The sequence below is a fragment of the Clostridium sp. LIBA-8841 genome (assembly GCF_057782475.1).
In genome coordinates this window covers 1648260-1674742 of record NZ_CM173488.1, presented here as the reverse complement: position 1 = coordinate 1674742, position 26483 = coordinate 1648260, and the positions used below count along the sequence as shown (strand labels likewise).

The following is a 26483-nucleotide window of genomic DNA, read 5'->3' as shown; positions in this document are numbered from 1 at the left end:
TTAAATATGTTAAATTTAGTAAAAAAGTTAATCTCTTTTTTAACATATTCTCTATTTTAATAAAATATATTACCTTTTCTTTAGCATCAATAAGTATTTTACTAAGTTTTTTTCTATATATTTATAAAGAACATATTTTTAGGAGGAACCTTGTTTTGAGTAAAAGACATAAAAAAATTAAAAGACATATGAGACAAAATAACGAAGTTGTATATATAAGGCCTAGACGATGTATAGCATGTACAGCTTGTGCCTTAACCTGTGCTAAATCAACTAAAATATCTGTACTAAGATTATCACGTCCTGATAAAAAAGTTATAGTTCCTAAGCAAGATACTTTCGATAAGAGTAACTGTATTTATTGTGGACAATGTACCCTATTTTGTCCAACTGGTGCTATTGATTCAGATAATCCTGAAGAAAAAATTCTTGCTGCAAAAGAGGCAAATAAATATATGATTTCAATTTTTGCTCCTTCAGTTAGAGCAACTCTAGGAGAAGAATTTAATTTACCAATTGGAACTGACGTATCATCAAAACTTGCAACTTCAGCTAGATTATCTGGATTCAATAAAGTTTTTGAAACTGACTTTGGTGCAGATTTAACCATAGTTGAAGAATCGCATGAACTCTTAGAAAGAATTAAAAATAAAGGAATTCTTCCTATGTTTACTTCATGTTGCCCTGCTTGGATAAAATGGGCTGAAAGATTTAGACCTGATTTATTACCACACATATCCACATGTAAATCTCCTCAACAAATGATAGGCACTACCATAAAAACTTATTTTGCTGAAAAAAATAATCTCTCTCCAGAAAATATATTTGTTACATCAATAAAACCTTGTATCGCTAAAAAATTTGAAGCTACAAGAAGTGGCATGGGAAGAAGTAATTATTCAGATATAAATGCTGTGTTTACTGTTAGAGAGTATGCAAACTTTCTAAAAGAAAAAGGAATTAATATAGATAATATTCCATCAACTGAACCGGATGACTTTTTAGATACAACTACATCAGGAGGCGCCATCTTTGGAAGTAGTGGTGGACTTTTGAGAAGTGCCTTAAGAACTCTATCATATTATTTAAAAGAAACACCTGAAGAAATAGAAAAAATGTCAAATATTAAATTAACTGATTTAGAAGAATTCCCTGGAATTAAAGTGATCAATTATAAGACAAAAAATTTAACACTAAAAACTGCTGCTGTTAGTGGAATCTCAAACCTTATTAAGTTCTTAGATAGTGGACTATGGAAAGATTATGAATTTATTGAGGTTATGACTTGTCCAGGAGGATGTGTAAATGGAGGTGGTACTCCTAAAGTAAAAAAAGAAGTTAATATAAATGAAAAACTATGTATATCCTGTGGAACCTGCATAGAAAACTGTCCTGTAGGCGCTTTGGATTTTAACACGAAGAATGTTGCTTCTGTATCTAGAGATAAATGTGTTCATTGTACTCTTTGCAGTAATATTTGTAGAAGTAATGCCATCTCAATGGATTATTATGATAAAAGTACCAATACAAAATTAGAAAAGAGCTATATTGATTTACGCAGAGAGGTTCTTGAAAATATTGATAAAAACTCACCAGTAAGATACTCTCATGAAAATAAAGATGTAAAAGAACTATATGCATCTTATCTAGGGGAGGTAGGTGGATCTAAAGCTGAAGATTTACTTCATATAAAATACTAGTATTCTTTTTAAATATTTTAATTAATAGATTTTCTTTAAAATCACCAAAACAAAAGGATATAAGTAAAAGTTTTTTAAAGTAATAAGTAGAACTTATGGTTAGCATTTTATATAACCATAAGTTCTAAATTACATTCATAAGACTTATAAATAATATCCTATATTTAATTGCCCAATTATATGAAAAACTATTATATTAAACACTTTAAAACCTTTAATTATTTATTAAAGGTTTTAGAGTGTTTAATCTATTTTCAATTCCATAAACCCTATCTACACATTTTATTAAACAATAATTCTTATAATTATTCTCATGTTTTATTAATTGAATATTACTGCATGACTCGCCTACTATATCATGATTCTCTAGAAAGTCCTCATTAAAACTTGATAATTGTTCTTCCATAATTCTTATACCTTCATTTATGTAATCATAATCCAACGAATCTTTTCTTGAATTATGTAAAACAACAGCGTAATTTATTATGGATGTTGTGAATTCACTATTAGCTAACATAAACTTCTTAAGTTCTTCACATTCTCTTTTATTATTAGAATCATTATGCATCTGTATTCTTCCACTAATTAGATAAGATGAATAAATAATCCTTCTTAGCTCCATTTCATTAAAATCATCTTTTAATGCTTCTTTAACCTTACTAATCATTATTTGATCTAAAGTAAAAAGTCTTTTTATCATGTTTATAAGCTCTACACGATTTTTATTAGGTAAAATAAATTTATTAGCAAATAATACTATTAAGGCTGCAATTACAGTATAAGCTAGTCTTAATGTAACAGCCTCTCCATCTCTCATAGAAATAGTAGTTATGGCTAAAGCATAACAAGTTATATAAATGCTCATAGTTGCATAATCCTTAAATGCATACATAAAGAATGTTGAGATTAAGATTATAACAAAATGCATTTCATGACCTTTGAAAATAGAAAATAATATAAACGCTAATATAACCCCTAAAACAGTTCCTCTGAATCTATCATAAACCCTTGCTTTACTATCTTCATAAAAAGGAAGTGCTAAAAGAAATACTGTCATAGGCAACCAATATCCCTTTGGAAGAGAGAATACTCTAACAACAAAGAATGATAATGTTACTATTATAGCCATCCTTATGCCAAATCTAAATTTAAATTCATTAAGTTTAAAGTTATATTTACTGTAAACTTGAAAATACTCTTTATTCTCTTTAAAATCTAAGAATTTTTTTAAATTAAATCTATGAAGATTTAAATGTTCTATAGCTTCTGATAAATATTTTAAAACTAGGTCCGTATAGAAAGTAAGATTTTTATTGTGAAACTTAAATTCCCTCTCAAATTCATCTAATTTTCTATGACACAATTCATAATTCTTAAAATTATCTCTAAGATACTTAAACAGTTTATAGAATTTTTTAAACTCCTTCTTATTCTCACGAATCATTTCCTCTGAACTTTCTAAATCATGAATTAAATTATTTATATGTTGAAAAGCAACCATAATTTGATAATATTTTCTTCTTTCTCCTGAATAAACAAACCTATTAAGCTCTCTACAAATATCAAAAAGCTCAACTTGTCCAGTTTTAACTCCAACTATATTTTCATTATAAAGATCCTTAAATTGTAAGTAGAGATTATTAAATCCATTCTTTATTAAGTCCTGAATCTTTGTATCCTCTCCTTTAGGTGATACAATAATCAAAGCTAAATAAACAATTATATATGATACAAAAATTCCACAAAGTCTAATAGGAATTTCTTTAAAAGTTACTGGAAACATTTGAAGAAGTACAAATGCCATTAAATATGGGAAATAACTATTAGGGTTATAATCATCTGTTAAAATATAAACCAATAGAATTATTCCAAAGAAGTTAATTATTACTTCACCTACTCCTCCCATACTTGCTATAGATGCAAATACACCAATAGCTAAGTGTATAAATAACGGTTTAAACACATTCTTTTCAATAATTAAATATGTTCTCATCCTAATAAAAGTTAATGTCATATAAGTAGCAATAATTATATTACTAGATCCAAAGAATTTTAAATTTATGATAAGTAACAACATTGATAAAATCGTTGGCGGTAACGCTGTTTTTAAAATTCTCTTTAAAGATTTTAAGTCCATATTTTTTCCTTCTTTCAAAATTCAATCTTTAAATATTCTAATATAAAGATTGTACCACATTTAGTTACAATTTGTTCATATTTTATCTATAAATAATTATCGATTTAATTAATGTAAATAAAATTCTAATTATAAATATGATTAAAATCTAATTCAGAAATTGATGATATATTATATTTATTAAATTAAAATAAAATTTATAAAAAAAAGCTTATTTCCACCAATGTAGAAATAAGCTTTTTCATTTGCTTACATATAAACATAACTTATAAATTCTAATCACCTATATAGAATCTCTTTCCATATTATAAACAGCCTCAACTATTTCATCATAAAATTCTTCCCTCGAACTAGTTTTTAAAAGCTCCCTATATAATTTACCGTCCTTTATAAATATAACTCTTGAACAATAACTAGCACTAATAGAATCATGAGTTACCATCATTATAGTTGCTTTATCTTTCTCATTAAATCCTTGTAATGTTTCTAATAAATTCTTTGCACTCTTTGAGTCTAAAGCTCCCGTTGGTTCATCTGCTAAAATTATTGAAGGATTGGCTATAATAGCTCTACAAGCTGCTGTTCTTTGTTTTTGCCCTCCAGAAATCTCACATGGATATTTATTTAATAAATCATAAATTCCTAGTCTTTTAGAGATTTCTTCAACCTTTTTTTCTATATCCTTACCTTTTTCCTTTGATAATGTTAGTGGAAGTACTATATTTTCTTTTACTGTTAAAGTATCTAATAAATTAAAGTCTTGAAATATGAATCCTAACCTTTCTCTTCTAAACTTTGCTAGATTCTTTTTAGAAACCTTACATAAGTTTTTACCATCAATAATAACCTGGCCTTCACTAGCTTCATCAATAGTTGCTATTATATTTAAAAGGGTTGTCTTTCCTGATCCTGAAGGTCCCATAACACCAATAAACTCACCTTCTTTAATATGTAAATTTATATTATCTAAAGCTACTGTTTTATTTTCATTTTTACCATAGACCTTTTTTAAATTTGTTATTTCCAATACATTTTTCATATAACTTATACTCCTAACATTTTAAAATTTAATCATATTACTTAATTCCATCTTCAATTATCTTCATGTATAATTCTCTAGTAATTAAAAAGTAAATTAAATAAATTACTGAATAAACAAGCATTACTCCACCTATAACTAATAAAAATTTTTCTGCTAACCCCAAAATAGTTACACTAAGTGCTACTAATGCATGTACCATTCCTATTTTGATAGGAGTTCCAAAATAAAATTTTAATTCAGTAGTTATTATTTTTTTAATTTCATAATGATCAAAGCCTATTTTATATAATATCTTAAATCTTTCTTTCTCATCAAAAGCTTCTCTTATTAATTTAAACAACAATATTGATAAGGTACAGAAAGCAAAAACTAGACTTATACATATACCAATAAAAAATATATTTCCTATCATAGCATCCATAGATTCATCTGAAAAATATAGAGTAGCACATACTCCTATAACAGTAATATTAGAAGCAATTAACACAGAAATTGATGAAAGCATTCTTGAATTACTTTTTAATCTGAATAATACATTTGCTAAAGCTATATTTTCTATACCATTTTCAAGATTTAACTTTTCTTTTCTAATAATAAGATTTTTCATTATTCTAGTTGAAAAAAGTTTATATGTACCTTTTATAACTATTACAGTTGTCACGATTATAGTTAATCCTAAGGTTGCAAAAGACCATGGATAAGTAATATATCCTATTATAATTATTACTACTGCTGGTATTCCTTTAATTAATGGCTTTTTGAATCCCTCTTCTCTTTTTTTATCGCCACCAAATAAATCTATTAACTTAAATTTATCTATTACGCTAGCACTATTTAAAGCCACTAAATAAAAAAAGAATAAAAATAATCCATTAGTTATTAGTATAGCTTTTGTATTTATAAATGGTATTGTTCCTGTAAAAGCTTGTCCTAAAATACTTGTATAAATACTAAAAGTAATTTTTGATAAAACAGCTCCTAGTAGTGTTCCTACTCCTGCTGCTCCTAAGCCAACTAACATAAGCTCTTTAAGAATCATATTAGATATTTTATTATTCTCCATACCCACCAATGAAAAAATACCCAATTCTTTTTTTCTTTTTCTTATAAAAAATTTATTTGCATACCATACAAAAGTTGATAAGACTAACATAACCATTATTATTGCCATATAGAATATTCCATCTAATTTATTATAAGTATCTATTATGGAACCAACTTCTTTAGAAAACATTATAGAACTGAAGGTATATAGTATTGAAACACTTAATATTAAAGTTGTTCCATAGATAATATAATCCATCTTATTCTTCTTTATATTTCTGATGGCTAAGCCCATACTTAATTCCTCCCATCTTCATTTCGTAGCTTAAACTTAATATTCTATACTTCTAAATTGAATAATTAAACATTACATTTAGATTTTAATTTTAAGCTAATTTTTTAACTAGTGTTTGATTTTTAGCTAGGTTTGAAGGACTAGCTAAAAATCAATATCAATCTAAAACAGATTTAAATTTTAGAACTGAAAATATAACATTTTATAAATGGCCTCTCTTTTCTTGATTTTATCTGTATAATATTCCTTAGCATATTCCTTCATATCTATTTTTTCATTCTTTTCTTCACCATTTCTTATAGACCACTCGCCAACCGTATCTTCTAAAGATTTTCCATTACTCTTTGATAAATAATATGTTCCATACTGTATATTTTTATCATCATCTGCTATTTGTTCTGACTTAAAGTTTGTATCACCAATTTCTTTTGCTATTTCAGCTCCAGTATCGTCTGTTAATTTCATTAAGCCTGAAGCTTTATGTTCCTTATATTCAACCTTATCAAATCCTGTTTCAAAGTTTATAAATGCTGCAACTCTTTCTGGTTTAACATTATATTCCTTAGCATATTTCTCTATTATATCTCTATCTTTCATTGGAAACACAGTTTCCCTTGCTACAAATCCAGCTCCTATAGTTACTGCTAATGCTATTAATACTCCACTTGTTACTTTTTTTATCATTTTGTTTCCTCCTAAATTTACATATACATTTTTGTCTTAGTCATTTCTTCTCACCTGACAATTTTATTATAAATTCTAAATTAAAATCTAGGTATTTAAGTATCTTACTTTTTCATTTCAATTTTGTAAGAAAACACTAACTTACCTAAATACTTCTTAATAAAATCCCTTCCTATCTAAGCTGTCATGTAGAGTTTCTATACTCCCAAATAAATTCAACTAAATTAAGAATGCTCAAATCCTCTCTTAAGTCTTATTTCTTTCAAAGAACATAATTTCACTATGTTCAATTGCATAAATTCAAGTAGACAAATTAAAATTTTGATTTTCACTTAAAATAGAGCAAAACAAAAAGTCCTAAAGTTCATAATTAATATATGAACCTTAGAACTTTTATTTTTAAACTTAAAATCTAATATTTTTTATTAATACAAGTTAGTTTTAAATTATGAAGTTAGGAAGTCCAATATATTCATTCCTGTTGATGTTTTAGCTTTATAGAACTCAGTGAATCCACATTGCTTACAGCTTATAGTTATAAACTTCTTATTTTGAACATCAAAAAGTTTAGCCATAGTTCCACCAGTGGCTTGTATTTGATCACTTACGAATTCCTCACATTGACATTTTGGACAAATAAATTTTCTCTTTTCCATATATAAAAACTCCTTTTCTTTCCCTTAGAAATTTTCTTATTTAATTTATAAATTAAGTATATGCCATAGATTCAATTTTTAATATTTACGTTTCTTACTTTTTCATTTCAAATTTGTAAGGAATATACTATGTAATTTAGAATTAAATTAATATCATTGCTATTTTAATTATATTACCACAAAACTTTTAAATATTCTTAATTCTTAAATATATTTAAGCTTTATTTAATATTAAACTCTGTATTCCTACTCCAAGATACTTTCTCCAAAATCTTCTAAAAGCTTTATTATTGGACATAAACTTTTCCCAAGATCAGTTATAGAGTATTCAACATGTGGTGGAATTTCATTAAACTGAGTTCTTAATATAAGTTTATTATCTATAAGATCTTTTAAAACTCTTGTTAGCATAAGACTTGATATTCCCTCAATATTTTTTTGAAGCTGATTAAATCTTATACTATCATAACTAGAAACTTCCCATAAAACTTTCAACTTCCACTTTCCACTTAAAACTTTCAAAGCGTGCTCTATATATCTTTCATTAATTTTTCTCTTATTATACTTTTTCATATAGCACCAATCCTAAAACTTACTTTATTAAGTAATGATATCATATAATAATTTAAATTCATAATCTCTGAAATTACTTCTAATCTTTAATATTTCTATTTAACACATTAATTATAATTCATTTAACTCTTTAATTTAAATAAGATAATTAATATAAAAAATTAATCTATATAAAAATTTTATAGAGCTTTTTCTACTTAATTTTTGAAATTAATGATAAAAAAATAAATTCAACACTTAACTTTTTGTAAGTAACTAAACAAATTTTGCGTACTTGTTTTAAGATTTAATGATTACTATAATTCTAATTAGACGTACAGAAATTTCAAATGATATTTATTAGATAGGTAGGTTGATTTATTATGATGAAAGTAGACACTAGTAAATGTATAGGTTGCACTCTTTGTATGCAAGATTGTATAGTTAGTGATATTGAAATGGTAGATGGTAAAGCACATATAAAGAATGAAAGTTGCATAGAATGTGGACACTGTATTGCTATTTGCCCTAAGGAAGCAGTTTCAGATGTAAATTATGATATGAGTAAAATTCAAGAATATAACAAAGAAAACTTTGATATTGACTCAGATAGACTTTTAAATTTTATTAAGTTTAGAAGAAGCACAAGACTTTTCCAAAATAAAGATGTTGAAGATGAAAAGCTTGAAAAAATAATAGAAGTTGGAAGATTTACTCAAACAGGAAGTAATATGCAAAATGTTTCTTATGTAGTTGTAAAAGATAAACTTCAAGAACTTAGAAAAATGGTTTTAGAAACATTGAATTCTTTAGGAGAAAATTTAATAAGCAAAGAGACTACTCCAGCAACTATAAAAAGATATTGTTATATGTGGATTAAAATGTATAATGATTTCTTAGAAGATCCAAATGGAGAAGACAAATTATTCTTTAAAGCACCTGCACTTATAATTGTTAAGTCAGAATCTGCTGTAAATGCTTCTCTTGCTGCATCAAACATGGAACTTATGACTAATGCTCTAGGTCTTGGAACTTATTTTAGTGGATTCTTAAAAAGGGCATCTGACGTTAATCCTAAAATAAATGAATTCTTGGGATTAAAAGAAAATGAATCTTTAGTAAACTGTATGGTGATTGGATATCCTAGAGTTAAATATAAAAGAACTGTTCCAAGAAAAGAAGCTAAAATAACTTGGATGTAGTTTTAAATTTGCCTCTTTATTTTTAGATAGGAATGTTACATTTAATAAAAAGAGTTGTATCAAAAGTAACTTTAATAAAGCTTTAATACAACTTTTTTATTTAATAAACTATTTTGATACTCTATGTTATCTCTATTATTTTAATTTTTAAAAAAACTCATTTTCTTATAATAAAAACACATAGAATATAATCCTGGTATTAATACCCATAACAACACTCCTGTAGCCCCTACTTTGTTTGCATCAAAATAGAATGATGATATAAACATTAATATGGCAATAGGAAATGCTGTATAACCAACAATCTTATGAGCAATTCTCCAAGTTTCCTCATCTCTTATTGTCCAAGGAAGTCTCAATCCCATATATCTATTAAAAGGAATTTTAGGCGCTATATTTCCAAATCCTATCATAAATATTGATATTAAACCAATTAAAATAACATTTTTACTATTACTCTCTAACCCCGTAGGACTCAAAGTTAAATAAATTGTAAGTAAAACAATAATACCTATACTTACCCTATTTATTTTCTCCATGGTCTTAACCTTTGGATTTTCTTTTGATAGCTTTGTTACTCTAGGTAAATTTCTATCTAAAACAACTAAGGCAATCACTATTAATCCTCCAATAATAGATACAGATCCATTTCCTTCTTTCATAGAAATACCTAATAATATTATTAAAAGCGAAATTACCAAAAAGAATACTCTAATAAAATCAAACTTTCTCATTAAATAACCCTCCTGATTAATAAATTAAACCTCTAATCCTTATTCTGAAAAATATCAAGAAATCCACTTAAAACCTCTTGAATAATTGAAGTGTTTAAAGAATAAATAACAAATTGTCCTTTTTTCTCTGACGTTATTAGCTTTGCCTCTCTTAAAATATCTAGGTGCTTAGATATAGATGGCTTAGACATATGAAAATTCTCTGCTATTTCTCCCGCACTCATGTCTCTTTTATTTAGTAACTTAAGTATTTCTCTTCTTGTTTCATCACTTAATGCCTTAAAAACCTTATTCATGACTTTCGTTGTTAAAACAACCTCCCTCCTTTAGAACAATTATTAAATATTTAGCTAATTAGTTAAATATCTTATTATTAGTATATTCTTTTTCCATAAATTTTCAATCACTTCAATTAATAATTTCCAATTTATTCATAATAAAATTCTTCTTTATTCTAAGTAAAAAAATCCTTCACTTATTTAAAGTGAAGGACTTATAAATTTACATAAATATCTTTAATAACTCTGTCTAAATATTATTAATCTACCTTAATTTCAAAAACCAAATCAAAGGTTTTAGGATTACCATGTCCACTAAAACTAGTAGGTATTGCAGTAACAAATCTAAACTCTCTCTCTGCATACTCATCAATAATTTCTCTATGATTAGCTGAACTAAAAACTAATCCCTCAGCCTGTGCTTCTACATACTCATATCTATACATATTCTCCTCCTTATAAACCCTAAAAATTAAAAGACTTTCTATTATGAAAAATCTTTTTTATAAACTTCAATATAATTATACCATTTATTGTAAAAATATAATTAAAATAAAGTAAATTATATAAACTTCTTCTTTATGAATTAATACAATTTCTTAATTATAAATTAAAATCACATTAAAGTGCTATATAAAGTACAATAACTACTTTAAAATATAGTTATATATAAAGCATAAAATTATATTAAGTAAAAGGAGTCTTTTATGTTACTTAAAATCGCATATACTCTATTAGGAATCTCTCTTTTAATAGAAATATTTACTTTTTTCTATGAACTCTTTGTTGTTTGGAAAGAACCTCAAAGTTTAAAGAAAAAAATAGGTATAAGCTTTTTGGCTTTTTTAAGCACTTTAATTAGTTTAGGATGTACTCTTTTCTTTGGACTTTTATTTATAAATAAAGTCTTAAAATAACCTATATAAAATAATATCTTGCTTAAAAATATTTTTGTAAACTTAGATAGACATTCAAAAGATCTAATAAAAAATAACTAAAGATCATAAAATTTTATGTGAATTTATAGATATGAAGATTTTTGAAAAAATAAATAATACAAAGAAACTAGAATTACTAGAAGAATTCATCAAAAATTAACTTCTTTTATAAGTTAAAAAATCTGATTAAATAAGTACAAGCCTACTAAAAAATAAACTTAGTAGGCTTGTACTTATTTTAAAATATAATTAAACTTCTACTTCCATTTCACCAATGATGACTCTACCATCTGAAGCTATTTCAAAGATTGTATCTAAAGTTCTATCTGAATCATACTTAGTAAGTTTACGTTTAACTTCTTTTTCTATTCCTTGTAAATAATCTTTAGTTAATAATATTAATGCCATCATATTTCTAGCTTTTTCACTTACTGTAGCTGATTTAAAGCCTTCATTTTCTTTTAGTGTTTCTGCAACATCTAGGATTTCTTTACTTAATTTATTATAATCATCAGTTACAAAAGCTGTTACTCCTAGTATTGGAAGAGCTGATTTTTTAAGTTCAACTTTATTTTCTTTTAAAATTGTTGCTAAATCTCTAACTGTTGCACATTTTTCATCAACGGGTAAGTTTATAAGTGCTAATACATTACTTAATAATTCTATATTATTACTTCCTGGAAATTCACATTCAAGTAATACTTCATAACATTCGTTAATCTCTTGAAATGTTTCTGCAACATTTAGTGAAGTCATTGCAATTACTGCTGCTGATAATATATCTTCTCTCTTAGTTTCAAATCTATGACTCTTCTTCATACATTCATAAGCAACTTTAGTATCTTTAATAACTTTTTCAACATCAATAAAGTTTCTTGCAAGATATATGCATTCAGCTGCTAGCATTAAATATCTACTTGCTGAAAATTCACCTCTAAGGTTAGTATATATATCTTTTATTTCCATCAAAGCCTTATATGTGTCATCTTCTAAAGATAAATTAACGGCTAAATTTAATAAATTTTTTCTTCTATATTCTGAATAAAAAGCTGTTTCTCCTTTTATAAGTTTAATAGCATCTTCTATTTTATCTAAATTAGCAAGTTCATTTTTTAATGTTAGATCTAAAGCACTATACTTTCTATTAATATTTCTTTCTGAAGTACCCTCAACATCATCTAAAATTTCACCATTTTTAATTAATAAATCTACTTTTTCGTTGATCATAATAATCATTCCCTTCTTTGATAAAAAATAATTATAAATCAATGAAAATTAACTACTGTAATATAACTAAACTTATATAAACTTATGTATGATATTACAAAAATTAACTTTCAAACTGATATTAATACAAATTATACTCTTATCCACAAAAAGTTCAATACCTATTTAAAGTTTGTTCATATTTGCCCTATTATAAACCCCTTCAAAATATAAAATAAATAATTGAAGAGGTTTATTTTTAATATATATTTTTTAAAAATTTAGCTTCCCGATGATGCTGAGGAAGCCGCTGCTGCACTTGCTGCTGCCGCTGAAGCCGCCGCTACTTGCATTGCTATTACAATGCTAAGCGAAGCATTGTTGGTTAAATTTTTAATATTTTCTTTTAATTTCTCTCCTAAATATTCTGAATGTTCAGAGGCAACAAGAGAAACTGCTATCATATTTCTTAAGTGACTTCCAAGACTAAAATTTCCAAAGCCTTTGGCATTTCTTATTTTTTCAGAAACTATACTTGCTTCTTCTCCAAAATCATCATAGTCATCACAAACAAAAGGTATGACTCCTAAAATAGGGAATGCATGTCCTTTTAAATTAACCCCTTTTTCTTTAAGACTTTTTCTCATCTTATAAGCCTTCTCACACTTCTCTTTAACTGGAAGATTTATAACTGCAAGCATGTTGCATAATCCTTGAAGATAATTTCCCTTTGAAAATCCTAACTTACTTAAAGTAGTATAGCACTCCTCCACATCCTCAAAAGTTTTTTCTAAATTATTTGAAGTTGTTGCTATTACAGCAGCTGAACATATATCTTCATATCCTGTTAAAAATCTATGACTTTTTTTCATATAATCATAGGCAGCCCTAGTATTTATAATAGCTTCACTAATCTTAATTCTTTCCCTAGCAGAATATATTATCTGTGCTGCTAATATTAAATATTCATTACTAAAAAATACTTCCTTTAACTCCTTGTAAATAACCATTATATCTTCTAATGCACCTTCCATATCAGGTTCTTGAGAAACGTTTACAGAAGTAGTAATTAAATTATTTCCTCTAAAATTTGAAAATAAAGAAGTATTTTTCTTTATTATTCTAATGGCTTCTTCAATCCTCTCTCTATCTGCATTTTTATTTTTAATTGTAAGATTTAAAGCATTGCATTTTTTAAAAATATTTGTTCCGAAACCAATTCCACTTACATTATCTAAAATCTCACTGTTATCAATAAGCAAATTGATCTTGCCATTACTGATTTCAACCATACTTTATTCCTCCTACAAGTTCTCTATGAACTTATTTAGTAAATCTATTGCCAAGCTCAAAGAAGTTTACTTCACTCTTTCTTAGTATCATTTTTATATTTATTATTTTAAATTGACTATAGAGTTAACTCTATTACTATTTTAATTTCCTTTTATAAATAGTTACCCTTTACTTAAATAATACCTTAATATATATTAGTGAACAATATTTTATTATTCAAAAATACTACATTTTTAGTTTTTATTTTAAATTTAAAAAAGCTTAATATAATAATAGACATTAAAAGTAAATTACTCATAATGTCTATTTACCAATTCAATTTTACTATGAAAACATATTATTTAAAGCTTAGAGAACAACTCATTTCCTTTACTTTTAAGTAGTATTAACTCTCCTATAATTACTAAAATGATGATCCCTAAATTAATTCCTAAAAATGTATTTATTCCAATATCAGATAATACCATAAATATTACCACAGGAATTCCTATACTTATAAAAGTAAATATTATATTTATAAATACACTAGCACTTTGTTTAACAACAGCAGTTGGTGATGACCATTCAAACTTAGGGAAATATAAATTTATGATTATTCCCATAGTTGCTGAAAGGAAACAATATAATACTGATATAACTAGATTCCAAAGTATATCAATAATTGAAAACTTAAGTCCTATAGCAAATAATATATTAGCTAATATAACTGCTGGCACCGTTATAGTTAAACAAAGCAAAATCTTACTTAGAAATATGCTATTTTCTCCTATTGGCAAAGATTTTGCAATCCATAAATTTTTACCTTCTAATGATATTGATGATGGTGTAGTTGAAGAAAGACCAATGAAAAACATCATAAGTCCCAATATTAAAAGTCCTATTCTACTGCTCATTCCTGGGAATCCTATAAGTGTAGCTATTGTATTTTTATCAACAAAGAAAATAGCAACTGCTCCTATAATCAGAAGAATCATTCCAAAGGCTGTGTTTAATACATAAATAGGAGTAGAAAAATACCCTCTTAGTTCTTTTAAATAAAGAGCTTTAAGTTGACTGTTACTCTTTAATTTAGAAACTTTAAAGTTTTCTTCCTTCTTAAAGCTTTCTCCAAGTCTTGAATTTATTTTATTAAATTGTTTACTAAATAAAAGCACAAATATTATAAAAGGTATTACTGATATACCTACAAATTTTAAGAACTCAAGTAAATCTCCATTTACAAGTCCTCTAGTTAAATATATTGAAGGAGGATAAGCCACTCCTAAGCTATCCATTATATTGTTACTATTTTCTGCTAATGATTTAAATAAGTCTTGCATTTTAAAAGAAAATAGGAAAACAACTAAAAATATTAAAGTACTTCCTAAAATGCTAATTAAATTCTTATATTTAAATTTTGATGCAAAGTAGGATATTATAAATGCTCCAATTGCTCCTATTATTATAGGAATTAATGGTAATAAGAATATAGAAATAACTATCATTAAAAAGAAAATTACAGGATTTCCCCCCATATTAATGAAATATATAATTGAAGGTGGTATAATTACACAAGCTGTAAATATCCAATTTAAAGATAATAAATCTATAAGCTTACTTGTAAAAATTACTTTATTGCTTATTGGTAAAGCCATTAACATATCAAAATCATTGGCTGAAAACAAAGTTCCTTGAGCCTTATATACTGAGGTGAAAAGTACAGCTAAAGCACTTCCTATAACTCCTAAAAGAAGTAAAAGCTCCATAGCTCCTATACTTTTAAGCATATCTGCTAAGAGTATAGAATATACAGATGAAATATATAAAAACACTATAGGAACTAATAAAACTATCCCTAACTTACTTAATGCCTTCCTTTTCTCATTTTTATCATCTCTTATAAAAAAGGCATTTAGTCCAAAATTATTTATAAAATTAATCCTTAAAAGTTTAAATAAGTTATTCATTGAAATCACCCTTATAAGTAAATTCCTTTCAATTTTATTATTCAATAAGTCCCATAAATATATCCTCTAGAGAACTATTCCCTATTACCTCTTCTGTTTTACCTTCTGCAACTATCTTTCCTTCTTTTATAATAGAGATTTTAGTACAAAGTTTTTCTGCCACTTCTAATACATGAGTTGAAAAGAAAATAGCATGTCCTTCATTACATAACTCCTTCATTATTTCCTTTAAAGTATGTGACGCCTTCGGATCTAGTCCAACAAAAGGTTCATCAAGTATTAAAAGCTTTGGTTTATGGATTAATGCAGAAATAACTGCTAGCTTTTGCTTCATTCCATGAGAATAAGAGCTTATTAACCCGCCTAAACTTTTTGTAAGGTCAAAAGCATCTCCATACTTTTTAATCATTTTCTCTCTTTCGTCTTTTCCAACTCCATAAATATCTGCAATAAAACTTAAATATTGTATTCCAGTTAGTGACTCATAAAGATCAGGATTATCTGGTATATACGCTATTTCTTTTTTATATTCAATAGGATTTTCTTTAATTGATAATCCATCCAAAGTTATTTCTCCTTCACTAAATTCTAATATACCAACTATTGATTTTATTGTGGTCGTTTTTCCTGCACCGTTATGACCAATAAAACCAAAAATATCACCTCTATTAACAACAAAGGATATATTATCAACAACCTTTTTACCTTCCTTATATGCCTTAGAAAAATTTTTAACACTTAGCATTCTTGACCCCTCCATGCCTCTTTATTAAAATTATCTTTTTCCATTTTGTATCCATAATTTTATTATATTAATTATAGTCCAACTATAACATAAAAAGCAATAGATTTATTATTTTTAATGAATTGCTTTTTATTTTATAAAACTATTAAAATTTCTCTCCCTTTAATACTTTTATATTCATTTAAAAGAAAAGAAATTTAAATATTCATATATTTAATTCTATCCCCTAAATATATCCTATTATTGTATATATTGTTGTATAATAAAAATATAAAGAACAATAAATTTTTTATTTTAAGAAGAAAATATAATAAAAGATTATGCAAATTATTTGTACTAAAAAATTTTAGTAAGTATCAAAATAATAAATACAACAATACTTTAAACACTTATAAATATTTATACGCATTAATAAATAGCAAAACATAAATTTTAATTTGTGCTTTATCTAGTTAATTAAAAGCTAACTAAATTTATTATAAGAGGTGTTGTTTTATGAAAATCTTTGAATCTAAAAAGTGTATAATTTTTGTCCTAGCCTACGTAATCTTTGGTTTATCTATGAGTGTATTCTTTGATTTTTTACTTTCTACCCATATTTATACCTTAAGCGTATTAAGTATATTTTTGGGCTTTATTATAATAGCCTCAATTTTTAAACTTGTTTTTTTAATACAAAAGAAAGAGCATATTTGAACATATAAGAGGATTCAACAAACTTTATATAATATAAATTTCAATAAAAAAGAGATTTTATAACTTTAGAATTAGTCATAAAATCTCTTTTTTTCCTTATGTATGAAAAATATTAAATAAACCTTAGTAAGAATAAACATCCTTAAAATTTAAAGAGTTCTTTTAATAGCTTGTCTAAAACCTTACTAAAAATCACCTTAAAGTATTTAACTATCTAATTTAATTAAGATAACTTCATTTCCCCATCTACAAGAATAATTTGTGATTGTTGAACTCTATTGATTCTTTTTATTGAAATCTTGCTTCTTTCAACTTCTTTAATTATTGGATATTTTCTAGCTAAAACATTGAAAGCATCTAACTCATCTAAACCTAGTACCATGGCAGATTTAAAAGGAATTATTTTATTATCATCAAAATTTAATATTACATTGAAAAGCTCCTTAGGAGTTGAAATTATTCTTTTATGTTCTGAAAGCAATCTACTTACTCCTGAAAAATCATTAGCTTGTATAAGTTCATTAAGTTTAATTTTTTGCTCATCTGAAAGAGTAACAACATAATCTAACATATTTTCTTCTTGTTTAATTGGCGTTGGTATTGGATTTAAAAGCTCTCCTTGCTCATCCACTTCCTTGTTTTCTTCATTTTCTACTTCTTCCTCATCATCTTTCATTCCAAAGGCTACAGCATCACTTTCATCAAAAGTAACGTTTTCTAAATTGCCCTCTTCATTTACAGCAACTTCTATAGCACTTTTTTCTTCTTCATTTTTGTTGAAAAAATTCATCTTTAAATCCTCCTAATTCTAAATTTTTATCCATTAATTTAGTAAAATTTTTGTTACCCTCTAAATTCCTGTCTAAGTTGTCTAGTAATCTATTATTTCTAGAACTAACTCCTTATAAACCATAGAGTTTTAAAGTTTTTTGCTATAAGATAAATGCTTAAGCTTATCTACTCTATTTTTCTCCATTTACATTATATCATCTTTCATATTATTTTTTCTCTAAAAAAGCATAAAAAAAGCAAGTAATTTTACTTGCCTTTTTCACCTTAAAATTTGTCTAATTTATATATGCCTAAATTTATTTCATATATTTAAACTTTAATCTTCTTTAAAAAACCAATAAGAGTTAAATCCTGAAATCTGAGTCATAGCACCCTTTGGAACCTGTTTTATGGTATTATAGACATTCATGAAATCTCCTACCCCCATAGTTAAACTTATAAAACCAAAGGTAAACAGAATTCCAGATATAAAGCTCATGTTATTTGGTATAAAAATCCATAATATAAGGGGGAAAAACCCAAATACTATATTTGGGAAAAGACTTAAAAATATAAATCTTTTCTTCGTTATGGCAGCAGTTGATGTAACTAAAGCTATCATTTGTTTAATTGAATACCACATCTCAACCTGTGCATCCTTTGGGAAAAAAATAGCATGTAAAAATTCATGTGGTAATATACTAAATGGTATTAAAATAATACCAAAAGGATTTATTACATCTCTTAGTCTAAAGAATCCACTGACTCTTATTCTAAGAAAAATAACTATTAGTAAAAATATTACAACCGGTATTAAAAACCTTCTGGTTTCCTTAGCTAATTCCTCAGCTGATTCTGGCTCTTCAAATCTTATAGCATTCTCAGGTAAATCACCTATTGGAAGATTTTCTAAGCCTTTAAACTTCCCTTTCCAAATTAATTTCAAAAAACTTAATCACTAATTTGATAAAACTTTAAAAATTAAATCATAAATTAAGCAAATTATCCTTACAACATACCCTAGCATTTCTTAAAATACATTAAATGTAAGATAACTAAAAGCTTAATATATTAGTGACTTTCACCTCCCCTTTTATTTTAACTATACTAGCTAAAGTATAATTTTCCCTTCTAAATTATACAAACTAAATTTATTTACTCAATTGTATTAAAGCTCTTAATTTATATCTTTACTTTTTTTATTAAACTTTCTTTTAATACTCATTTAAATTCAAAGTACACCCATATTAAAATTAAAATACAATCTAATACCTTTAAAGATCGATCACTACTTTGTATTGTAAATAATTTTTTATGATGAAATTGTTGGCATATAAATAAAACCTTATATATAATATAAGGTTTTTAAAGTAATTAATTCCCTATTAACCTTATTATACCATAAAGCTATGAATTTTTATTGTGGTAATTCATACCAATTGATTTTACCGGAATTAATACATAATTTAAATAGTTTTCTCAATATTAAAACACTTAAAAAAGCCCTATTTTAGAACTTTTTCAACAATTCTACCTAATGATAAAAAGAAGCAAAGCCTTCTTTTTAAAGAAATACAATCTCATTACATAAGTTCAAGTATCCAAATTAAAATTTGGACTTTCACTTACAATTTAACTTTAATATCAGTAAATACTTCTAGTTCGCTAGATATAATAATTTTTCCTCCATAAAGTTTAACTATTCTATTGGCTATTGATAAACCTAAGCCAAAGGAATTATTATTTACTCTTGATTTATCAACTTTATAAAATCTATTCATAACATTTTCTATATCTTCTTTAGGAATTCCCATACCATTATCTCTTATTAAAATACAGTTTTTACCATTTTTATTATATAAGGTAACCTGAACCTTAATCTCTTCCTTATCATTATATTTTATGGCATTATCAATAAATATTATTAAAAGTTGTTTTAAATGTTCTTCTAAAATCTTAACTTCTGCACCTTCTTCTATATTTAAAGTGTAAATAAGCCTCTCATTTAAAATTTTATAGTTTTCTAAGGTTTCACTTATTAATACTTCTGGGTTATATGGTTTTAAAGTTGATAAGTCCATTTGTTCCTTTTCAACTCTAGATAAAACAAGCATATCATTTACTATTTTCTTTAATCTATTAACCTCACTTAAACAAACATCTAGTGATTTATCTAATCTTTCCTTATCATTTTTTCCCCATCTTTTAAGCATATTTAAATGTCCCTGCAAGGCTGTTAAAGGTGTTTTCAACTCGTGAGAAGCATCTGAAACAAATCTCCTTTGTTCCTCAAAGTTCTCTTCAACTTCATCCATCATAGAGTTAAAAACCTTATTAGCCCTATCGAATTCATCATTTTTATCTGAAACATAAGCTCTTTCTCTAATTCCGTTTTTCTTTATTTCCACCATAGTATCTGTAAGCCTATTTAATCTTTTCAAGAATATCCTAGACACATAGACAGCACCTAATACACTAAGTATTATGGCTAAAATTACAATACCAATAAAACTATAAAAATAGCTTTCAATAAAGTCTTTAAAAATATTTATGTTCTTAACTATTTGTATTGTATATGTCTTCCCTTTAATAGTTATAGGACCACTTAAAACATCATATAGCTTAAAATCTCTAAACTCTGTTTTTATTTCAAACTCATTATCCTCTCTATGTAAATCAATTCCTTTAACTGAATCTCTTGTATATTTTTTATTTTCCTCTGAATCATAAATTCTTATTAAAGAATTATGATCTTTATGAGAAGATATTTTATCTAAATAATTTGTTAAACTCTCCTCTGAAATATTTATTTCCTCATCTTCAGCTAAAGCTACTATATTCTTATACTCATTTTTTAATAAGTCTTTTTCATAATCTCTACTAAAAAAAGCAAAGCTAATTAATTGCACTCCAGTATAAACAATCAAAATCACCATTATTATTGCTAATGATCCTAAGGTAAGTTCTTGAAAAATAGGTAATCTTTTTTTCATAAATTCCACCTTCTTAATTAATATAATTAATACGAAGCCCTTAAGACTTCATTATATATCCAACTGAACGCACAGTTTTTATGTATTTCTCCTTATCCTTAGGGTCTAGTTTTGTTCTTAAATATCTAATATACACATCTGTTACATTAGTTTCAGGCTCATAATCATAACCCCATATTTCATTTAGTATTTCATCTCTTGAAACTACCTTATCCTTATTTGAAATAAGTAACATCAAAAGCTCATACTCTTTATTAGTAAGTAGAATATCTTCTCCCTCTTTAGTTACAGTTCTAGATTCCTTATTTATAACAAGGTCCTTAAAACTTACTATCATGGATTCTTTCCTTTTTTCTCTTCTAAATATTACTTCTATTCTTGCTAGAAGCTCCTCTATAGCAAAAGGTTTAGCCAAATAGTCTTCAGCCCCTATTTGAAGTCCATTAACCTTGTCCATAACAGAGTCTTTTGCACTTAGCATTATTATTGGTGTATCCTTCTCTCTTTTTAATCTTCTACAGATCTCAAAACCATTCATATTAGGAAGCATTATATCTAAAATTACTAAGTCATAATTATTTTCTAAAGCTTTATTAAGACCTTCTCTACCATCACTTTCTACAGTCACCTCATACCCTTCATACTCAAGTTCCATCTTAACAAAATCTGATATATTTTCTTCATCTTCAACCATTAAAATTTTCTTCATATACTTTAACTCCTTTTCATCTTAAAAGGTTTTTTAGTAAAATCCTTATTATTTTATTACTACTTATTGCCTTATTTAAACTTTATACCTCCTATCATATAAGTTTAAACTTAGCTATGTTTTAAACCAGTATTGATTTTTAGCTAGCTCCTCATATCAACTTTAATTCCCAAAGCATTGCTCATTAGGATAATCCTACAGTTCTATGTAAAAATCAACATTCATCTAAAACAGACCTTTAAACTTTAATGTAAAAAAATAGTGAGTATATAACTCACTATAATTTTATCATTTTACATTAAAGCTACCAAGTTTAACTGTTTTAATAGCAAATATTTTTATTTTCAACTGTGCTCTAAACAACATTAAGATTTTAGTTAGAACATAACTCACACTTAATTACTTTGTGATTGTGTATCTTGTGACGGTTCATTATTATTTTCTACTACTCCATTTCCTTCATTTGAATTATTATTTATGCTATTTTCATTGTTATTTCTATCTATGTTATTATAATGTTCTTTTCTATGGCCATTTTTATCATGATGGTCACGAAAGTCATCATCTTCATGATCAATGTCTACTATAGCACCTGAAGCTGCGTCAACGGTTATTTTTTTAAGCATATTGTCCTTGTCTTTTATTTGAAAATCATATTCAAAAGTTCCATCTTCTAAGTCCATATCCTTTTTAACCTTAACAATTTCTCCAGGAATTTGTTTTAAAGCAACCTCTTCACATTGTCCTTGTGTATATTTAATATTTGATTGCATTCTATTATAAAGGAAAGCTCCACCAGCAGCTGAAACACCAACTCCTCCTAAAGCCACTACTGTTCCTGCTATTATTATCTTCTTCCTATATTTTCTTAATATCTCATTTACTTTTAATAAAACATTTTTCATTTCTAAATTCCTCCCTCATTTCTCTTGAATTAATAATATAATAGATTCTTATTATCATCATGAATATAAAATTAGATATAGATTAAAATTTTTTAATTTTCCTTATTTACTACTATCTACTAAACTCAAAACATATATATAAATATAATCATTAAAACTCATACTCTTTTAAGGGTTCTCACCTATAAAATCTCCTTCTTTTTAAGAGAACCCTATTTTTAATAAATTTATTCCTTAACATATTTAATTTTGGTTTGATAATAAGAAAGGGGGATGTGGTGAGAGCTTAAAATTATTTCAAGCTCCACATATGTATTATGAGTATTAAAATTTATCCTATTGAAAGCTTTAAGGACTTAGATCTATTTTGGAATATGTTTCATGATTATATAAATCATATTTTTGAAATAACTCCAAACTTCAAAAAGGCTTTTGAATATTTTCTCTCTGAAGAATATAAAGATGCCCTTATAAAGCTTTCTGAAAGAGATTTTAATCCATTAAGAATCGTATTTTTTAAAGATGAAGAAAAAATACTAGGTTTTGCAACTTATATTATTCACGTTGATCAGTGTGGCAAATCTATTATTTTGGAATATTGTATAAATAAAGAGTTTAGAAAAAAAGGCTTAGGTAGACTATCCTATACTAAACTTCAAGAAATAATGGTAAAAGAAGGTGCTAAAACTATTGAACTTACTCCTACGAACAAGAGAAATGAGGCCTTTTGGAAAATTAATGGTTTCTCAGATAGTACGATTTTCTACGAAGATGGAAGGCGTCTATTGAAAAAAGAGTTAACTCCAATACTAAATACCTAAAATATCTAAATAATAAATATATTTTTTATTTAAATTGTATAAGAATTCTTAACTGTGTCTATAATCTTTACTAAGGGTGTCAAAAAAGAATATATTAGTATTATTTTAAGTTAGGTAGGTTGTTGTTATGATTAAAGAACTAATACTATATTTACTATTAATATTATTATTTTGCATCTTTATATATCTGTTTTTTAGAGAATTAAAAGAAATTATCACCTTTCAAAAAAACATATTTACTAAAGACTCTAAAGAAATCTATGAAAAGGAATCTATTATGAGTCAAAAAGAGTATAAGTTTTTAATAACTAAATATATTTGTTTATTCTTATACTTAGGATTCTTAATTTCATATGTCCTTAATTTTTTAGGTATTTTTAATGTCTTTGAAAATTCTACTATGATTTTCAAAGACTCTAATAATTCAGGTTTTATATTTTTATTTGCATTAATAATATGCAAATATATTATAGAACCAAGATTTAAATAGTTTATATACCAAATATAAATAAGTGTGTAGCTAAAATAACAATGATGCTCTCCTCTCTAAATGCTTTCATTATACAAATGGCTACACACTACCTTAAAAAGCTAAAAACATGGATTTTATCCATTTTACATAATTACATAAGGTTTATGATAGCATAAGCAAATTAAATAAGATAAAAAACTAACGATTATATCTTTTATAAGTAAAATACTCCTTTTATTAATCAGTACATAATAAAGCCTATTTTACTTTTAAAATGAATTACTAAGGTAAAAACATAATAAACAAAAGACTCCTATAGATTAACCCTAAAATCTCCTTTAAACTAATCTAAATCTTAATCAAAAGAAGAAATAGAGCATAAACCTACATATTTAACTTAGGTCTTGCTTTATAAATTAAGATTAAAATAAGAGAAAGTACCCTCTTTCTCTTATTTTTTGTCTAAAAAAATAAGAAGAAGCCTAAACCTCTTCTCTTTTGTATATCTTACCTTAGAAAAAATATATCTTTATTATTATACTCTTTGTTGCAAACAGTTTTTAAGATCATCTTCTGGAGTGCTTATTGGTTTAATATCAAAGTTATCAACTAAATACTGAAGCACATTTGGTGACAAAAAGGCTGGCAAGGATGGTCCTAAATAAATTCCCTTTATTCCAAGTGCTAACAATGCTAATAAATCCGCTACTGCCTTTTGTTCATACCATGAAAGAATTATACTAAGAGGTAAGGCATTAACATTAGTATCAAAAGCATCAGCCAAAGCTATTGCTATTTTAACTGCTGAATATACATCATTACATTGACCTATATCAAGTAATCTAGGAAGTCCTGCTACTTCTCCAAATTCCAACTTATTAAACCTATATTTTCCACAGGCAAGAGTTAGAATTATACAATCCTTAGGAACCTCTTTAGCAAAGTCTGTATAATAATTCCTTCCTGGTCTTGCTCCATCACATCCACCTATTACAAAGAAATGCTTTATCTTTCCATCATTAACAGCTGAAATGATTTCTTCGGCATGACTTAATGTTGCCTTATGGCCAAAGCCAACTAGAATTTCTTTACATTCTTCATCCTCATCATACCCTCCAAGTTCAATAGCTTGATTTATTATTTCTGAAAAATCTTTATATCCATCTTCATCAGCTTCTATGTATTTTATTCCTTCCCATCCTACTACGCTGGTACTATATATTCTATCCTTATAACTTTCTCTAGGTTGCATTAAACAGTTTGTTGTCATTAAAATACATCCTGGAATATTATCAAACTCTTTTTGTTGATTTTGCCAAGCTGAACCAAAGTTTCCTGCTAAATGCTTATATTTTTTAAGACCTTCATACCCATGAGCTGGCAGCATCTCTCCATGAGTATATATATTAACTCCCATACCTTCACTTTGTTCTAATAACATTTCTAAATCTCTCAAATCATGACCTGAAATTATGATAAAAGGTCCTTTTTTAAGAGTTATGTTTACCTTATGAGGTGTTGGATGATTATATTTACTTGTATTTGCATCATCTAATAGCTTCACAACTGCAATTGCTGCATTTCCAGTTTTCATAGTTAATGCTATTAAATCATCTACAGTTAATTTATCATTAGTTGTGGCTTCTAAAGCTATGAAATAAAAGTTATCCACCTCTTTATCACGAAAATTTATAAATCTAGCTTGATGTCCATAAGCTGATATTCCTTTTAATCCATATAAAATTGTTGATCTTAAGGATCTTATATCTTGATCTAAACTATCATCATACATTATTCCTGCTTTAACAGCATCATTTAACATTTCTTCCTTCGTTTCACTTAAATTATATGTAGCATGGTCTGGATAATCACCTTCTGGTGCCTTCTCTCTAAGTTCTTCTTTTATTCTTTGAGATTCTAAGAGAAGTTTAACATGAGCTTCTGGATCGAAGTTTACGTTAGTAAGAGTTGTGAAAAGACCATTTTCAACCAATTTAACTACCTCTTCATCAATATCTTCTCCCTTATCAAGAAGAGCCTTTGCATAGCAAGATATACCTTTTAGTTGATAAATAATCAAATCTTGAAGATTAGCTATTTCAGGAGTTTTGCCGCAGACCCCCATCTTAGTACACCCTTTTCCTCCCATTGTTTGTTCACACTGATAACAAAACATTAATGAATCTTTCAAAATAATTCCTCCTTAAAATAATATTTGCCTTAATCTAATTAATACTTATCTCCTTAACAATCTAAGTTAAACCATAAATTATTAAAAACAGTAAAATAGATAAATTTTAAAAATTAACTTTAAAAAATCTTAATATAAATCTTTCCTATATACTTATAATTTTTATATCTTTAAAATAAAAATTGAAAACTTTATTTATTTATTTATTTATTATTATGCGAAATAAAGTCAAACTTAATTCAAGTTTACAGGAATATTCTATTAAATTTTAATAAAACCTTTTATACCAATACACTATACTTATTTTTTAATTTTTAAAACTTAAATTTTCTCTATAAACCACTAAAAGGCTTTAATTTCTAATTAAAGCCTTTTAACACAGAAAACACTTTCATAATATAAAGTTATTAAAATAATAAGTCTTTAATCTATTCACCAAAATTGTAAATTATCATATTAATAATTATATAGGC

The 26483-nt window shown here is 26.1% G+C and carries 23 protein-coding genes; 4 read left to right on the top strand and 19 right to left on the bottom strand.

Annotated elements, in window-relative coordinates:
- The first annotated feature begins 155 nt into the window (after positions 1-155).
- Positions 156-1700, top strand: a complete 1545-nt coding sequence (locus AC2A4K_RS07360; RefSeq protein ID WP_322503596.1) for a [FeFe] hydrogenase, group A — start codon at positions 156-158, stop codon at positions 1698-1700.
- A 214-nt stretch (positions 1701-1914) separates the two neighbouring features.
- On the opposite strand, the gene AC2A4K_RS07355 is transcribed toward AC2A4K_RS07360, so the two are convergent.
- The 6 genes from AC2A4K_RS07355 to AC2A4K_RS07330 form a co-directional block, all read right to left on the bottom strand.
- Positions 1915-3837 (bottom strand): FUSC family protein, encoded by a 1923-nt coding sequence (locus tag AC2A4K_RS07355; protein WP_322503597.1) that lies wholly within the window; start codon positions 3835-3837, stop codon positions 1915-1917.
- Positions 3838-4120: 283 nt separating this feature from the next.
- Positions 4121-4876 carry an ABC transporter ATP-binding protein gene (locus tag AC2A4K_RS07350; protein WP_322503598.1) on the bottom strand — a complete coding sequence of 252 codons (756 nt, stop codon included), beginning with the start codon at positions 4874-4876 and terminating at the stop codon, positions 4121-4123.
- 37 nt (positions 4877-4913) lie between these two features.
- Complete coding sequence (locus tag AC2A4K_RS07345) at positions 4914-6218, bottom strand: FtsX-like permease family protein (protein ID WP_322503599.1); 1305 nt, start codon at positions 6216-6218, stop codon at positions 4914-4916.
- Positions 6219-6398: 180 nt separating this feature from the next.
- Complete coding sequence (locus AC2A4K_RS07340; RefSeq protein ID WP_322503600.1) at positions 6399-6902, bottom strand: transglycosylase SLT domain-containing protein; 504 nt, start codon at positions 6900-6902, stop codon at positions 6399-6401.
- A gap of 446 nt (positions 6903-7348) precedes the next feature.
- A complete protein-coding gene (locus AC2A4K_RS07335; protein ID WP_322503601.1) occupies positions 7349-7558 on the bottom strand; it encodes a zinc ribbon domain-containing protein in 210 nt (69 codons plus the stop codon).
- A 246-nt stretch (positions 7559-7804) separates the two neighbouring features.
- The gene (locus tag AC2A4K_RS07330) at positions 7805-8131 is read right to left on the bottom strand and encodes a winged helix-turn-helix transcriptional regulator (protein ID WP_322503602.1); all 327 of its coding nucleotides are present in this window, start codon (positions 8129-8131) and stop codon (positions 7805-7807) included.
- Between the two features lie 362 nt (positions 8132-8493).
- Between AC2A4K_RS07330 and AC2A4K_RS07325 the strand changes: the two genes are divergently transcribed.
- Entirely contained in the window at positions 8494-9312 is an 819-nt protein-coding gene (locus tag AC2A4K_RS07325) for a nitroreductase family protein (RefSeq protein ID WP_322503603.1), read from the top strand.
- Positions 9313-9452: 140 nt separating this feature from the next.
- Here AC2A4K_RS07325 and AC2A4K_RS07320 read toward each other — a convergent pair whose 3' ends face one another.
- The 3 genes from AC2A4K_RS07320 to AC2A4K_RS07310 form a co-directional block, all read right to left on the bottom strand.
- Positions 9453-10046 (bottom strand): SdpI family protein, encoded by a 594-nt coding sequence (locus AC2A4K_RS07320; RefSeq protein WP_322503604.1) that lies wholly within the window; start codon positions 10044-10046, stop codon positions 9453-9455.
- 32 nt (positions 10047-10078) lie between these two features.
- The gene (locus AC2A4K_RS07315; RefSeq protein ID WP_322503605.1) at positions 10079-10342 is read right to left on the bottom strand and encodes an autorepressor SdpR family transcription factor; all 264 of its coding nucleotides are present in this window, start codon (positions 10340-10342) and stop codon (positions 10079-10081) included.
- 242 nt (positions 10343-10584) lie between these two features.
- A complete protein-coding gene (locus AC2A4K_RS07310) occupies positions 10585-10770 on the bottom strand; it encodes a DUF4177 domain-containing protein (RefSeq protein ID WP_322503606.1) in 186 nt (61 codons plus the stop codon).
- Between the two features lie 261 nt (positions 10771-11031).
- Here AC2A4K_RS07310 and AC2A4K_RS07305 point away from each other — a divergent pair, with 261 nt between their 5' ends.
- Entirely contained in the window at positions 11032-11241 is a 210-nt protein-coding gene (locus AC2A4K_RS07305; RefSeq protein WP_322503607.1) for a hypothetical protein, read from the top strand.
- Between the two features lie 270 nt (positions 11242-11511).
- Here AC2A4K_RS07305 and AC2A4K_RS07300 read toward each other — a convergent pair whose 3' ends face one another.
- From AC2A4K_RS07300 to AC2A4K_RS07260, 9 genes are all read right to left on the bottom strand, one after another.
- Complete coding sequence (locus AC2A4K_RS07300; protein ID WP_322503608.1) at positions 11512-12489, bottom strand: DUF4003 family protein; 978 nt, start codon at positions 12487-12489, stop codon at positions 11512-11514.
- A gap of 260 nt (positions 12490-12749) precedes the next feature.
- Positions 12750-13760, bottom strand: coding sequence for a DUF4003 family protein (locus AC2A4K_RS07295; protein WP_322503609.1), 1011 nt, complete (start codon positions 13758-13760; stop codon positions 12750-12752).
- Between the two features lie 342 nt (positions 13761-14102).
- Positions 14103-15707, bottom strand: coding sequence for a putative ABC transporter permease subunit (locus tag AC2A4K_RS07290; protein WP_322503610.1), 1605 nt, complete (start codon positions 15705-15707; stop codon positions 14103-14105).
- A 37-nt stretch (positions 15708-15744) separates the two neighbouring features.
- Complete coding sequence (locus AC2A4K_RS07285; protein WP_322503611.1) at positions 15745-16452, bottom strand: ABC transporter ATP-binding protein; 708 nt, start codon at positions 16450-16452, stop codon at positions 15745-15747.
- A gap of 919 nt (positions 16453-17371) precedes the next feature.
- Complete coding sequence (locus tag AC2A4K_RS07280) at positions 17372-17938, bottom strand: hypothetical protein (RefSeq protein WP_322503612.1); 567 nt, start codon at positions 17936-17938, stop codon at positions 17372-17374.
- 318 nt (positions 17939-18256) lie between these two features.
- Positions 18257-18865 carry a DUF3267 domain-containing protein gene (locus AC2A4K_RS07275; RefSeq protein WP_322503613.1) on the bottom strand — a complete coding sequence of 203 codons (609 nt, stop codon included), beginning with the start codon at positions 18863-18865 and terminating at the stop codon, positions 18257-18259.
- Positions 18866-19544: 679 nt separating this feature from the next.
- The gene (locus AC2A4K_RS07270) at positions 19545-20912 is read right to left on the bottom strand and encodes a sensor histidine kinase (protein ID WP_322503614.1); all 1368 of its coding nucleotides are present in this window, start codon (positions 20910-20912) and stop codon (positions 19545-19547) included.
- A 40-nt stretch (positions 20913-20952) separates the two neighbouring features.
- Positions 20953-21621: a response regulator transcription factor gene (locus tag AC2A4K_RS07265; protein WP_322503615.1), complete on the bottom strand. Its 669-nt coding sequence runs from the start codon at positions 21619-21621 to the stop codon at positions 20953-20955.
- Between the two features lie 395 nt (positions 21622-22016).
- Positions 22017-22526 carry a PepSY domain-containing protein gene (locus tag AC2A4K_RS07260; RefSeq protein ID WP_322503616.1) on the bottom strand — a complete coding sequence of 170 codons (510 nt, stop codon included), beginning with the start codon at positions 22524-22526 and terminating at the stop codon, positions 22017-22019.
- Positions 22527-22843: 317 nt separating this feature from the next.
- On the opposite strand from AC2A4K_RS07260, the gene AC2A4K_RS07255 reads away from it, so the two are divergent.
- On the top strand, positions 22844-23347 hold the full coding sequence (locus AC2A4K_RS07255; protein ID WP_322503617.1) for a GNAT family N-acetyltransferase: 504 nt from the start codon (positions 22844-22846) through the stop codon (positions 23345-23347).
- 1007 nt (positions 23348-24354) lie between these two features.
- Here AC2A4K_RS07255 and hcp read toward each other — a convergent pair.
- The gene (gene hcp / locus AC2A4K_RS07250) at positions 24355-25995 is read right to left on the bottom strand and encodes a hydroxylamine reductase (RefSeq protein ID WP_322503829.1); all 1641 of its coding nucleotides are present in this window, start codon (positions 25993-25995) and stop codon (positions 24355-24357) included.
- Between the last annotated feature and the right edge of the window lie 488 nt (positions 25996-26483).

Coding starts and splice junctions, on each gene's coding strand:
- AC2A4K_RS07340 (WP_322503600.1), bottom strand. CDS start 6,902: ATGATAAAAAAAGTAACAAGTGGAGTATTAATAGCATTAGCAGTAACT.
- AC2A4K_RS07355 (WP_322503597.1), bottom strand. CDS start 3,837: ATGGACTTAAAATCTTTAAAGAGAATTTTAAAAACAGCGTTACCGCCA.
- AC2A4K_RS07350 (WP_322503598.1), bottom strand. CDS start 4,876: ATGAAAAATGTATTGGAAATAACAAATTTAAAAAAGGTCTATGGTAAA.
- AC2A4K_RS07330 (WP_322503602.1), bottom strand. CDS start 8,131: ATGAAAAAGTATAATAAGAGAAAAATTAATGAAAGATATATAGAGCAC.
- AC2A4K_RS07325 (WP_322503603.1), top strand. CDS start 8,494: ATGATGAAAGTAGACACTAGTAAATGTATAGGTTGCACTCTTTGTATG.
- AC2A4K_RS07270 (WP_322503614.1), bottom strand. CDS start 20,912: ATGAAAAAAAGATTACCTATTTTTCAAGAACTTACCTTAGGATCATTA.
- AC2A4K_RS07320 (WP_322503604.1), bottom strand. CDS start 10,046: ATGAGAAAGTTTGATTTTATTAGAGTATTCTTTTTGGTAATTTCGCTT.
- AC2A4K_RS07310 (WP_322503606.1), bottom strand. CDS start 10,770: ATGTATAGATATGAGTATGTAGAAGCACAGGCTGAGGGATTAGTTTTT.
- AC2A4K_RS07315 (WP_322503605.1), bottom strand. CDS start 10,342: ATGAATAAGGTTTTTAAGGCATTAAGTGATGAAACAAGAAGAGAAATA.
- AC2A4K_RS07300 (WP_322503608.1), bottom strand. CDS start 12,489: ATGATCAACGAAAAAGTAGATTTATTAATTAAAAATGGTGAAATTTTA.
- AC2A4K_RS07265 (WP_322503615.1), bottom strand. CDS start 21,621: ATGAAGAAAATTTTAATGGTTGAAGATGAAGAAAATATATCAGATTTT.
- AC2A4K_RS07260 (WP_322503616.1), bottom strand. CDS start 22,526: ATGAAAAATGTTTTATTAAAAGTAAATGAGATATTAAGAAAATATAGG.
- AC2A4K_RS07290 (WP_322503610.1), bottom strand. CDS start 15,707: ATGAATAACTTATTTAAACTTTTAAGGATTAATTTTATAAATAATTTT.
- AC2A4K_RS07295 (WP_322503609.1), bottom strand. CDS start 13,760: ATGGTTGAAATCAGTAATGGCAAGATCAATTTGCTTATTGATAACAGT.
- hcp (WP_322503829.1), bottom strand. CDS start 25,995: ATGTTTTGTTATCAGTGTGAACAAACAATGGGAGGAAAAGGGTGTACT.
- AC2A4K_RS07280 (WP_322503612.1), bottom strand. CDS start 17,938: ATGAATTTTTTCAACAAAAATGAAGAAGAAAAAAGTGCTATAGAAGTT.
- AC2A4K_RS07335 (WP_322503601.1), bottom strand. CDS start 7,558: ATGGAAAAGAGAAAATTTATTTGTCCAAAATGTCAATGTGAGGAATTC.
- AC2A4K_RS07255 (WP_322503617.1), top strand. CDS start 22,844: ATGAGTATTAAAATTTATCCTATTGAAAGCTTTAAGGACTTAGATCTA.
- AC2A4K_RS07305 (WP_322503607.1), top strand. CDS start 11,032: ATGTTACTTAAAATCGCATATACTCTATTAGGAATCTCTCTTTTAATA.
- AC2A4K_RS07345 (WP_322503599.1), bottom strand. CDS start 6,218: ATGGGCTTAGCCATCAGAAATATAAAGAAGAATAAGATGGATTATATT.
- AC2A4K_RS07285 (WP_322503611.1), bottom strand. CDS start 16,452: ATGCTAAGTGTTAAAAATTTTTCTAAGGCATATAAGGAAGGTAAAAAG.